Raw genomic sequence first — 11,265 nt, forward strand, 5'->3', positions numbered from 1 at the left:
TCAGCGCGGGTTCGGACGGGTTCAGACCGCGACGGCCTCTTCCATTTCCTCCTCCGCTTCTTCGCTCCTCTCCTCCTTCTTCGCCTCGGCTTCCGGGGCGGGGGCCGGGGCTTGGGCGTTCCGCGCGGCCTCGGTGCGGCCCGCGAGGATGACGAGGGCGATTCCGGCGAGGAGCCAGAGGGTGAGGACGAGGAGGTGGCCGCCGAGGGCGTGCCCGTCGAAGTAGACGTGGCTGCGGATGCCCTCGACGAGGCCGGCGCCGTTCCAGAAGGCGTGCAGGGAGCCGAAGAGGCCGGGCTGGAGCTCGGGGCGGTAGATCCCGCCGGAGCTCGTGAAGTTGAGCATGACGAAGAGGACCATCACGCCGAGCGTGGTCCAGCGGCGCAGGTAGGTGTGGAGGCCGACGCCGATGAGGAGGATGCCGGCGGCGTAGAGCCAGGAGAGTGCCCAGACGCCGGCGAGTCCGTGGTCGACGAGGTGGAAGACGGGGCCGGCGAAGAGGGTGCCGATGAGGCTGACGACGAGGGCGGTGCCGGCGGCGAGGAGGGCGCGGATCCGCATGGGGAGGGCGGCTCCGGCGGCGCCGATGACGGCGACGGAGGCGTAGGCGCCGATGCTGACGGCGACGAGGAGGAAGAAGACGCCCTGGCCGGTGGGGTCTCCGGAGGCGGTGGGGGCGAGGTCGGTGACCTCGAGGGGGGCGTCCTGCCCGGCGGCGACCTTGGTGAAGACCTTCTCGACGGCCATGGCGCTGGTGTCGGAGGAGGCGGAGGCGACGAGGAGTTCGGGGTGGTCGCCGGGGATGTAGGCGCCGTAGCTGTCCTGGTGGAGGAGGGCGGTGGCGGCGGTGGCGCGGTCGGGGACGGTGCGGACGTCGAGGGCGCCGTCGGCCTTGTCGTGGAGGGTCTGGGCGAGGACCTGGGTGGCGGGTCCGGAGCCGACGACGTCGACGCGGAGGTCGTGGGGCTGGGGGGCGTGGAAGGCGCCGAGGTAGGCGAGGCCCATGCCCAGGCACATGAGGAGGGGGGTGAGGAGGTGCCCGAGGACGTGCCGCAGGGCGGCGTTGGTGGGGTTCGGTCCTGTGGACACCGTGACCTCCGTAGACAGACAGCCGAAAAGAGATGGTTGGCTTTTACAACCAAAGAACCGTTGTACTATACAACTGAAACCGCCCGCCGGGCCAGCTCGCCGAGGGAGCCCCATGTCCGACGCCCCGACCGACGCCCCCACCGACATGTCCGACGCCCCGACCGACGCCCCCACCGACATGTCCGACGCCCCGACCGACGCCCCCACCGCCGGCTCAGCGGCCGCCGACGAAGCGACGCGCGAGGCCTCCCTGGACGTCATCCAGCGCGAGCTGACCGCCTTCGCGCGCCGGGCACGGGCCGCCGCAGCCCGCGTCCACCCGGAGATCCCGCTGGTCTCGTACACGCTCCTGTCCCACATCGAGGACCGGCGTGGCTGCCGCGCCACGGATCTCGCGGCGCACTACCTGCTGGACAAGTCGACGGTCAGCCGCCAGCTGGCCGGCCTGGAGAAGCTGGGCCTGGTGGAGCGCCGGCCCGCCCCCGAGGACCACCGGGTGCAGGTGCTGCACCCGACGGAGGCCGGTCTCGCGGTGCTCGCCACCGCGCAGGCGAACCGTCGCGCCGCCTATCAGGAGCGCCTGAAGGACTGGTCCGGTGACGACCTGGACCGGTTCGCCGGCTATCTGCTCCGCTACAACACCGCGGGCCCGGCCGGCCTGCCCGACCCCGACTGACCCCGACGGGCCCGGACTGACCCGACCGCCCCAGACTGCCCCTCCCGGGCGGCTACAGCCCCGCGTCGCGGGCGAGCAGCGCCGCCTGGACCCGGTTCTCGCACTGGAGTTTGGCGAGGATCCGGCTGACGTAGGTCTTCACGGTCGCCTCGCTCATGTGCAGCCGGCGTCCCGCGTCGGCGTTGGAGAGCCCCTCCCCGAGGACCGCGAGGACCTCGCGCTCCTTCTCGCCGAGCGCGGCGATCCGGCCGCGGGCCTCCTCGGCGCGGGCGGTCTCACGGCCGGAGGCGAGCCGTTCGACGACATGCCGGGTCGCCGCCGGCGAGAGGTACGCGTCGCCCGCGGCCGCGGCCCGTACGGCTCCGATCAGTTCGGCGGGGGCGGTGTCCTTCAGCAGGAAGCCGGCGCTGCCGTGCTCCAGCGCCCGCAGCACGTTCTCCCGCTCGCCGAAGGTCGTCAGGATGATCACCCGGGCCGCCGGTGCGGCCCTGCGCAGCTCCGGAAGGGCGGAGAGCCCGTCGAGGACCGGCATCTGGATGTCGAGCAGCACGACGTCGGCGGCGTGCGCGCGGGCCGCGTCGACGGCCTCGCGGCCGTTCGCGGCCTCCGCGACCACGTGGATGTCCGGATCGGAGTTGAGGATCATCCGGATTCCCGCCCTGATCAGCGGCTCGTCGTCGGCGACCACGACCCTGACGACCCGTCCGGACCGCCCCGTCCGCTCTGACAGCACTGCGCCTCCCCCAACGCTTCGGTACGGGCCGCCGAGGCGCTACTGCCTCACGACGTACGACTTCTTCTCGATCAGCTTGCCGTCCTTGAAGCAGAACCGGAAAACGGGCTCCTCCTCGAAGGCCTCGCCCATCTCGGTGGAGAGCACGACGAGGCAGTCGGCGCCCTCGGGTCTGGCGGGCCCGCCCTTGCCGGTGACGCCGAGCACGCCGAGGGAGCCGGCGTCGGGGAGCGAGGACCGGACGTCGTCCTCGGCCGTGCCGACCACGATCGACTCGTACTTCTCGGGCGTGACCATGGAGTCCTGGAAGGATCCGACGAGGTGGTAGAGGCCGAAGCCGGCGGCGACGAGCAGGACGACGAGCGCCGCGAAGGCGATGCCGCAGCCGAGCGCGATCGACGCCCCGGTGCTCCGCGTCTTGCCTCCGTGCAGCGCCATCGCCAACTCCCGTTCCGTGAAGGTCCAGTCGGGTTCTCCGGCCGGTACGGAACGACCCTTCCTCCCGAAGGGCTTCGTCGACTGCTGCCGGAAGTCGTCGGCCGCGTCGACGAAAGGCGCCGATTCGCCGGTGGGCGCGGAGCCGTACGGCAGCATCCCCGCGACCCGGAATCCACCGCCGTCGGCGGGGCCCGCGTGGCACATGCCGCCGACGAGCCGGGCCCGTTCTTCCAGTCCGGCCAGTCCCTGGCCGCCGCTGACGACGCCCTTCGCGGGGCCGGCGGCCGGTTCCTCGTTGAAGATCTCGACGACGAACGTGTCGGGCTCGTAGCGCAGTTCGACGCTGATCGGGGCGCCCGGCGCGTACTTGTAGGCGTTGGTGAGCGCTTCCTGCGCCATGCGGTACGCGGCGTGGCCCGCGGCCGGCTCCAGGGGCCGTTCGTCGCCGATCCGCCGCAGCTCCACGTGGGTCCCCGCGGCGCGCGCCGAGGCGACGAGCCCTTCGATGCCGGCGATCCCCCGGGCCGCCCGCCCGCTCTCGTCCCCGGCGGCCACCGGCCCGGTGTCGGGGTCGGGGGCCTCGGTGCCGTCCCGGAGTATGCCGACGACCTCCCGCAGTTCGTGCATGGCGGTCACGGACGCGTTCCGGAGCACGCCGACGACCTCGCGCTGCCGCTCGTTCAGCTCGCGGTCCACCTCCAGGGCGCCGGTGTGCACGGCGATCAGGGCGAGTTGGTGGCCGAGGCTGTCGTGCATGTCCTGGGCGATGCGCTGACGCTCCCGCAGCCGGGCGTTCCGCCCGATCATCGCCCGCTCGCTGACCAGCCGTACGTTGCGCTCCTGGAGCGCGTGGAGGAGGGTGCGTCGCTGGGCCCAGTAGCGGTGGGCGAGTCCGGGCGCGAGCGTGGTCCCCAGGTAGTAGAGGGTCGCCATGAACGCGAGGGTCAGCAGCCGCTGCTTGTCCCAGCCGACGAGCAGGGTGGCGCCGACGTTGAGGACATAGGCGGCGATGTACGCGTGCAGGGCCCGGCCGACTCCGACGATGTGACCGCCGGCGGACCAGCCGAGGACGAGCAGCAGCGGGCCGAGGCCGGGGACGACGGGGGCGAGCCCGGCGGTGACGACGAGCACGCTGGCGGGGAACCGGCGGCGCAGCAGCGCCAGCACGGCCGCGGCGACCGCGACCCCGGCGAGCTCCGCGCCCTCGCCGCCGAGCAGTTCCTCGGTGCCGGCGGCGAGCAGCGCGACGACGGCGGTGAGGGCCGCCTCCCCGACGGTCCTGCGCGGCGACCATTCCCCGGCGGGCACGAGCCATCTCCACGCGGCGGCCACCCTGGACCCGATCCCGATCCCGATCCCGATCCCGGCCCCGCGCCCGGCCTCCGGCTTCGCCGCCGTCCCCACCCTCGTCGCTTCCACGCTGGCACCCTAGGCAGCGCGGGCGGGCCGGAACGTCCCTCTTTCGTCGCGACCCCGAACGACGAAAGACGAGGCGTCACCTCCACCGCGTCCGCGTCCGTGTCGGCGTCCGCGTTCGCCTCCGGACAACGCGGAAGCCCCGTAGGTCTGGGACCTACGGGGCTTCCGTCTGGTGCGCGAGGGGGGAGTTGAACCCCCACGCCCTTTCGGGCACTGGAACCTGAATCCAGCGCGTCTGCCTATTCCGCCACCCGCGCATTGGGTGGTCTCCCGGTCTCTCACCTTTCGGTGCGAGCGCCTGGCGACATCTGAAGATTAGCACGTCGCAGACGGTGGATTCACATCCGTTGTTTCGGCCCCCCTCGGGCCGAACAGAGGGTTTCGGCCCCCCTCGGGCCGAACAGAGGAGAGGGAGGAGCCCGGGACGGAGACGGGGACGGGGACGAAGACGGGGACGACGGCAGGGAACGGGAAGGCGACGGGGACGGGGACAGAGACAGGGACGGAGACAGGGAGAAGCAAGGAGAGAGGAAGGAGACCGGGAGAAGGGAGAAGAAGGAGAGAAGGGACACAGGGGAGAAGCGGAGAGAAAGGGGAGGGAAGGGAGAGACAAGGGAGAAGCGGGAGGTTGCGGCACCGCGGGCCCCGTCCTGCGGGACGGCTCACCGCCTCCGCCCCTCCTGTCGGACAGTCTCGTGCGGGACACTGTCCACAGGCCCCCTCTACGATCCCTGGGGGGAGGGCCTGTGAGAGGTGACACTCGTCCACAGGGCAGAGAAGGGGAACCAGCCGATTTCCCGACGCGTGGATACGATCAGTAAGCAGTACCAGGACGGCAACGACGGAGGAGGTGCCCCATGGGAGTCCTGAAGCGTTTCGAGCAGCGTCTCGAAGGTCTGGTCAACGGCACCTTCGCCAAGGTGTTCAAGTCCGAGGTCCAGCCGGTCGAGATCGCCGGCGCGCTCCAGCGCGAGTGCGACAACAACGCGCAGATCTGGAACCGCGAGCGGACCGTCGTCCCCAACGACTTCATCGTGGAGCTCAGCGCGCCCGACTACGAGCGCCTGAGCCCCTACTCGGGACAGCTGGGCGACGAGCTCGCCGGGCTGGTCCGTGACTACGCCAAGCAGCAGCGGTACACCTTCATGGGACCGATCAAGGTCCACCTGGAGAAGGCCGACGACCTCGACACCGGTCTGTACCGGGTGCGCAGCCGTACGCTCGCGTCGAGCACGTCCCAGCCGCAGCCGCACCCGGGGCAGCAGCCCCAGCAGCAGCCCCAGCACCAGCCCCGCCCGCACCAGGGGCAGGGCGGCTACGGGTACCCGCCGCAGGGTGCCCCGCCCGGCGCTCCGCCGATGCCCGCCTCGCCGCCCCCCGGCGGCGCGGGTCACCGGCCCGCGGCCGGCGGCGGCGGCCGTCCCGCGGCGCCCGGCGGCGCCCAGGTGCGCCGCTGGATCGAGATCAACGGCAACCGCCACCAGATCTCGCGCCCGACCCTGGTCCTCGGCCGCAGCACCGACGCGGACGTGAGGATCGACGATCCCGGCGTCTCCCGCCGGCACTGCGAGATCCGGACCGGAACGCCCTCGACGATCCAGGATCTCGGATCCACCAACGGCATCGTGGTGGACGGGCAGCACACCACCCGCGCTACGCTCCGCGACGGCTCGCGGATCGTCGTGGGCAGCACCACCATCGTTTACCGGCAAGCCGAAGGGTGAAGCGGGGGCAATGTCAGAGCTGACCCTGACGGTCATGCGGCTGGGTTTCCTGGCCGTTCTGTGGCTGTTCGTCATCGTGGCCGTCCAGGTCATTCGCAGTGACCTGTTCGGCACGCGGGTGACCCAGCGCGGTTCGCGCCGCCAGGAGGCGCGCACCCAGCAGAGCGGGCGCCAGGCCGCTCCGCCGCCGCAGCGCGGCCAGCAGCAGGCGCCGCCGTCCGGCGGTGGCCGGTCGCGGCGCGGCGCCCCGACGAAGCTGGTCGTCTCCGAGGGCACCCTCACGGGCACCACCGTCGCCCTGCAGGGCCAGACGATCACCCTGGGCCGGGCGCACGACTCGACGATCGTGCTGGACGACGACTACGCGTCCAGCCGGCACGCCCGGATCTACCCCGACCGGGACGGCCAGTGGATCGTCGAGGACCTCGGGTCCACGAACGGCACTTACCTCGACCGGAGCCGCCTCACCACCGCGACGCCGATTCCGCTGGGGGCGCCGATCCGCATCGGCAAGACCGTCATCGAGCTGCGGAAGTAGTACGACAATGAGCGAGCTGACCGGAGCGACCGGAGGGTGGGCAGTGTGGGTCGAGACCGGCTGTACCCCGATGCAGCGGCGACAGGGCAGGTGGGCATGAGTCTCTCCCTGCGATTCGCCGCGGGCTCGCACAAGGGCATGATCCGCGAGGGCAACGAGGACTCCGGCTACGCCGGTCCGCGTCTCCTCGCGATCGCCGACGGCATGGGCGGCCAGGCCGCCGGCGAGGTCGCCTCGTCCGAGGTGATCTCCACGCTCGTCGTCCTCGACGACGACATCCCCGGCTCCGACATCCTCACCTCGCTCGGTACGGCGGTGCAGCGCGCCAACGACCAGCTCCGGATGATGGTCGAGGAGGACCCGCAGCTGGAGGGCATGGGCACCACGCTCACCGCCCTGCTGTGGACCGGTCAGCGCCTCGGCCTCGTGCACGTCGGCGACTCCCGCGCGTACCTGCTGCGCGACGGCGTCCTCACCCAGATCACCCAGGACCACACCTGGGTCCAGCGGCTCGTCGACGAGGGCCGGATCACCGAGGAGGAGGCCACCACCCACCCGCAGCGCTCGCTCCTGATGCGCGCGCTCGGCAGTGGCGACCACGTCGAGCCCGACCTCTCCATCCGTGAGGTCCGCGCCGGCGACCGGTACCTGATCTGCTCCGACGGCCTGTCCGGCGTGGTGTCCCACCAGACGCTGGAGGACACCCTCGCCAGCTACCAGGGCCCGCAGGAGACCGTGCAGGAGCTGATCCAGCTCGCGCTGCGCGGCGGCGGCCCCGACAACATCACGGTGATCGTCGCCGACGTCCTCGACGTCGACGGCGGCGACACCCTCGCCGGCCACCTCAGCGACACCCCGGTCGTCGTCGGCGCGGTCGCCGAGAACCAGCAGCAGCTGAACGACGGCGGCGCGATGCAGACCCCGGCCGGCCGCGCCTCCGGGCTCGGCCGCCCCGCCCCGCACCACCAGCCGCCCGCCGGCGGCTTCGGCCCGCCCGGCAGCGGCGACGACCACGGCTACGGCGGACCGCCGCACGGCGCCTTCGACTCGTACAGCGACGACGACTTCGTCAAGCCTCGGCGCAAGCGGCGGTGGATCGGGCGCACCCTGATCCTCGTCCTCGCCCTCGGTGTCCTCGCCGGCGGCGCGTACGGCGGCTGGCGCTGGACCCAGACCCAGTACTACGTGGGCTCGAACGACGAGCACGTGGCGCTGTACCGGGGCATCAGCCAGGACCTCGCGTGGGTGAAGCTCTCGGAGGTCGAGAAGGACCACCCCGAGATCGAACTCAAGTACCTCCCCGCCTACCAGCGGAAGCAGGTCGAGGACACCATCGCGGGCGGCAGCCTCGCCAAGGCCCAGACGAAGATCTCCGAGCTGTCCGTGCAGGCCTCGGCCTGCAAGAAGACCGAAGAGCGCCGCGTGGCCAAGGAGAAGGCCGACAAGGAGAAGGCCGCCGCCGAGGCCGAGAAGCCGGCCGACGGCGCGGACGCCAAGCCCGGAGCCCAGCCCACCGCGGCCGCGCCGAGCCCCGGCCCGACCCTCACCGCCGAGGAGCAGAAGCTGGCCTCGAACTGCGGCAAGCAGTAAGACCCGTAGGGGGCCTTTCACCACCATGAGCGTTGTCACCAACACGACCACCATCGGCGCGATCGAGGCGCCGAGCCGCCGCAACACCGAGCTGGCGCTCCTCGGCTTCGCCGTCGCCATCCCGGTGTTCGCGTACCTCAACGTGGGGCTCGCGCTGGACGGCGAGGTCCCCTCCGGGATGCTCGGCTACGGGCTCGGCCTGGCGCTCCTCGCGACCGTCGCCCACCTCGTCGTACGCAAGTGGGCGCCGTACGCGGACCCGCTGCTGCTGCCGCTGGCGACCCTGCTCAACGGCATGGGGCTCGTGCTGATCTGGCGGCTCGACCAGTCGCCGCGGCTGATCGACCTGGCGAAGCGGCAGTACGGGGCGTTCAGCGCGTCCGCGCCGAACCAGATGATGTACTCCGCGATCGGCATCGCCATGTTCGTGGGCGTGCTGCTGATCCTCAAGGACCACCGTGTCCTGCAGCGCTACACGTACATCTCCATGGTCGTGGCGCTCCTGCTGCTCCTGCTGCCGCTCGTCCCCGGCCTCGGTACCGACGTCTTCGGCGCCAAGATCTGGATCCGCATCGGCGGCTTCTCCATCCAGCCCGGTGAGTTCGCCAAGCTCGTCCTCGCCGTGTTCTTCTCCGGCTACCTGATGGTGAAGCGGGACGCGCTGGCGCTGGCCAGCCGCCGCTTCATGGGGCTCTACCTGCCGCGCGGCCGTGACCTCGGCCCGATCCTGACGATCTGGGCGGTCAGCCTCCTCATCCTGGTCTTCGAGAACGACCTCGGTACGTCGCTGCTCTTCTTCGGCATGTTCGTGATCATGCTGTACGTGGCCACCGAGCGGACCAGCTGGATCGTCATGGGTCTGCTGATGGCCGTCGCGGGAGCGGTGGCCGTCGGCTCCACGGCCGGCCACGTGCAGTCCCGCGTGGCGGCCTGGCTCGACCCCTTCGAGTGCCTGAAGACGGCGCCCGAGGGTTCGAACATGGCGTACGCCTGTGACCAGATGACCCAGGTCCTCATGTCCTTCGGCTCGGGCGGCATCCTCGGCACCGGTCTCGGCCAGGGCAACTCCGACCTGATCCAGTTCGCCGCCAACTCCGACTTCATCTTCGCCACCGTCGGCGAGGAGCTCGGCCTGGCCGGTGTGATGGTCTTCCTGCTGATCTACGGTCTGATCATCGAGCGCGGCATCCGCACCGCCCTCGCCGCCCGCGACCCGTTCGGCAAGCTGCTCGCGATGGGCCTGTCCGGCGCCTTCGCGCTGCAGGTGTTCGTCGTCGCCGGCGGTGTGATGGGCCTCATCCCGCTCACCGGTATGACGATGCCGTTCCTCGCGTACGGCGGTTCGTCCGTGATCGCCAACTGGGCCCTGATCGGCATCCTGATCCGGATCAGCGACACCGCGCGCCGTCCGGCGCCCTCCCCCGCCCCGAATCCCGACGCCGAGATGACCCAGGTGGTCCGTCCGTGAACAAGCCGCTGCGCCGGGTCGCGATCTTCTGCGGCCTGCTCGTCCTCGCCCTGCTCCTGCGCGACAACTGGCTCCAGTTCGTCCGCGCCGACGAGCTGAACGCGCACCCGAAGAACCGCCGGGTGCAGATCGAGCGCTACTCGAACGAGCGGGGCAACATCATCGTCGACGGAAAGCCGATCACCGGCTCCGTCGACTCCGGGGACGAGTACTTCACGTACAAGCGGACCTACGTCGACGGTCCCATGTGGGCCCCCGTCACCGGGTACGCCTCCCAGGCCTACGACGCCAACCAGATCGAGAAGATCGAGGACGGCATCCTCACCGGCAACGACGACCGGCTCTTCTTCGACCGCACCCTGTCGATGTTCACCGGGGAGAAGAAGAAGGGCGGCGACGTCGTCACCACCCTCAACGGCGCCGCGCAGAAGGCCGCCTTCGAGGGCCTGGGGAAGAACACCGGTGCCGTCGTCGCGATCGAGCCGTCGACCGGCAAGATCCTGGCGCTGGCGTCCACCCCCTCGTACGACCCGTCCTCCTTCGCCGGCTACTCGGGCAAGGACGAGAAGGCCTGGGTCGCGCTGGAGAAGGACAAGAACAAGCCGAAGCAGAACCGCGCCCTGCGCGAGATCTACCCCCCCGGCTCCGTCTTCAAGGTCGTGACCGCCGCCGCCGCGCTGGAGGCCGGCAAGGTCAAGGACATCGACGCGTCGACCGACACCCCCGAGGGCTGGAAGATCCCGCTCTCCACGCTGCCGATGAAGAACCACTCGGGCGGCTGTGCCAACGCCAGCCTCAACGAGGCCCTGCGGATCTCCTGCAACTCGGTCTTCGCCAAGCTCGGTGACGACGTCGGCCGCGACAAGATGGTGGAGACGGCCGAGAAGTTCGGCTTCAACGCCGAGCAGTTCACCCCGGTCCGTTCGTCCGCCTCGGTCTACGACAAGAACGCCGACCGCGGTGGCAACGCGCTCTCCTCCATCGGCCAGTTCAACACCGCGACGACCCCGCTGCAGATGGCGATGGTCACGGCGGCGATCGCGAACGACGGCAAGCTGATGAAGCCGTACATGATCGACCAGCTGCGCGCCCCGAACCTGGACGTGATCAAGCAGAACGAGCCGGAGGAGATGAGCCAGCCGGTCTCTCCGGAGAACGCCCAGAAGCTCCAGGCGATGATGGAGAACGTCGTCTCGAACGGCACCGGCGCCAAGGCCGACCTGAAGATGAGCGGCGTGAAGGTCGGCGGCAAGACCGGTACCGCGCAGCACGGCGAGAAGAACGCCAAGCGCCCGTACGCCTGGTTCATCTCGTACGCCAAGACCGACCAGGGCTCCCCGGTCGCCGTCGCCGTGATCGTCGAGGACGCCGAGGGCGTCGGCCGTGAGGACATCAGCGGTGGCGGTCTCGCCGCACCGATCGCGAAGGCGGTCATGAAGGCGGTTCTGAAGAGCCGCGGCTGATCTTGCGAAGGGCCGGTGCCCGCCAGGTACCGGTCAGGTATCAGCTGCCCTCCGCGCGTGGTCCGGCTCTTCGGGGCCGGTACCGTATGCGCGGACAGCACACACCGCCGGACCACCCCAGGGTGCG

At 70.9% G+C, this 11,265-nt stretch carries 9 protein-coding genes and 1 tRNA gene; 6 read left to right on the top strand and 4 right to left on the bottom strand.

Features of this window, described 5'->3' with window-relative positions:
* Positions 1-21: 21 nt before the first annotated feature.
* Positions 22-1,089 (bottom strand): hypothetical protein, encoded by a 1,068-nt coding sequence (locus ABZ621_RS10990; protein WP_360602935.1) that lies wholly within the window; start codon positions 1,087-1,089, stop codon positions 22-24.
* A gap of 178 nt (positions 1,090-1,267) precedes the next feature.
* On the opposite strand from ABZ621_RS10990, the gene ABZ621_RS10995 reads away from it, so the two are divergent.
* Positions 1,268-1,765 carry a MarR family winged helix-turn-helix transcriptional regulator gene (locus ABZ621_RS10995; RefSeq protein WP_360603017.1) on the top strand — a complete coding sequence of 166 codons (498 nt, stop codon included), beginning with the start codon at positions 1,268-1,270 and terminating at the stop codon, positions 1,763-1,765.
* A 52-nt stretch (positions 1,766-1,817) separates the two neighbouring features.
* On the opposite strand, the gene ABZ621_RS11000 is transcribed toward ABZ621_RS10995, so the two are convergent.
* The 3 genes from ABZ621_RS11000 to ABZ621_RS11010 form a co-directional block, all read right to left on the bottom strand.
* Positions 1,818-2,498 (bottom strand): response regulator transcription factor, encoded by a 681-nt coding sequence (locus tag ABZ621_RS11000; RefSeq protein ID WP_360602937.1) that lies wholly within the window; start codon positions 2,496-2,498, stop codon positions 1,818-1,820.
* Positions 2,499-2,537: 39 nt separating this feature from the next.
* The gene (locus ABZ621_RS11005; protein ID WP_360602939.1) at positions 2,538-4,355 is read right to left on the bottom strand and encodes a histidine kinase; all 1,818 of its coding nucleotides are present in this window, start codon (positions 4,353-4,355) and stop codon (positions 2,538-2,540) included.
* A 170-nt stretch (positions 4,356-4,525) separates the two neighbouring features.
* Positions 4,526-4,612 (bottom strand) — tRNA-Leu (locus ABZ621_RS11010).
* 600 nt (positions 4,613-5,212) lie between these two features.
* On the opposite strand from ABZ621_RS11010, the gene ABZ621_RS11015 reads away from it, so the two are divergent.
* The 5 genes from ABZ621_RS11015 (at position 5,213) to ABZ621_RS11035 (ending at position 11,138) form a co-directional block, all read left to right on the top strand.
* The gene (locus ABZ621_RS11015) at positions 5,213-6,079 is read left to right on the top strand and encodes a DUF3662 and FHA domain-containing protein (protein WP_360602941.1); all 867 of its coding nucleotides are present in this window, start codon (positions 5,213-5,215) and stop codon (positions 6,077-6,079) included.
* Positions 6,080-6,089: 10 nt separating this feature from the next.
* A complete protein-coding gene (locus ABZ621_RS11020; protein WP_360602943.1) occupies positions 6,090-6,617 on the top strand; it encodes an FHA domain-containing protein in 528 nt (175 codons plus the stop codon).
* Positions 6,618-6,713: 96 nt separating this feature from the next.
* Positions 6,714-8,207, top strand: coding sequence for a Stp1/IreP family PP2C-type Ser/Thr phosphatase (locus ABZ621_RS11025; RefSeq protein WP_360602945.1), 1,494 nt, complete (start codon positions 6,714-6,716; stop codon positions 8,205-8,207).
* A 25-nt stretch (positions 8,208-8,232) separates the two neighbouring features.
* The gene (locus tag ABZ621_RS11030) at positions 8,233-9,675 is read left to right on the top strand and encodes an FtsW/RodA/SpoVE family cell cycle protein (RefSeq protein WP_360602947.1); all 1,443 of its coding nucleotides are present in this window, start codon (positions 8,233-8,235) and stop codon (positions 9,673-9,675) included.
* Entirely contained in the window at positions 9,672-11,138 is a 1,467-nt protein-coding gene (locus ABZ621_RS11035; protein ID WP_360602949.1) for a penicillin-binding transpeptidase domain-containing protein, read from the top strand. Before ABZ621_RS11030 ends, ABZ621_RS11035 begins: the two co-directional genes overlap by 4 nt.
* The last annotated feature ends 127 nt before the right edge of the window (positions 11,139-11,265 follow it).

The sequence above is a fragment of the Streptomyces sp. NPDC007863 genome (assembly GCF_040633895.1).
Lineage (GTDB): Bacteria > Actinomycetota > Actinomycetes > Streptomycetales > Streptomycetaceae > Streptomyces.

Excerpts from the sequence above, each read along its gene's own strand:
- ABZ621_RS10995 (WP_360603017.1), top strand. The coding sequence starts at position 1,268 with ATGTCCGACGCCCCGACCGACGCCCCCACCGCCGGCTCAGCGGCCGCC.
- ABZ621_RS11015 (WP_360602941.1), top strand. The coding sequence starts at position 5,213 with ATGGGAGTCCTGAAGCGTTTCGAGCAGCGTCTCGAAGGTCTGGTCAAC.
- ABZ621_RS11020 (WP_360602943.1), top strand. The coding sequence starts at position 6,090 with ATGTCAGAGCTGACCCTGACGGTCATGCGGCTGGGTTTCCTGGCCGTT.
- ABZ621_RS11025 (WP_360602945.1), top strand. The coding sequence starts at position 6,714 with ATGAGTCTCTCCCTGCGATTCGCCGCGGGCTCGCACAAGGGCATGATC.
- ABZ621_RS11030 (WP_360602947.1), top strand. The coding sequence starts at position 8,233 with ATGAGCGTTGTCACCAACACGACCACCATCGGCGCGATCGAGGCGCCG.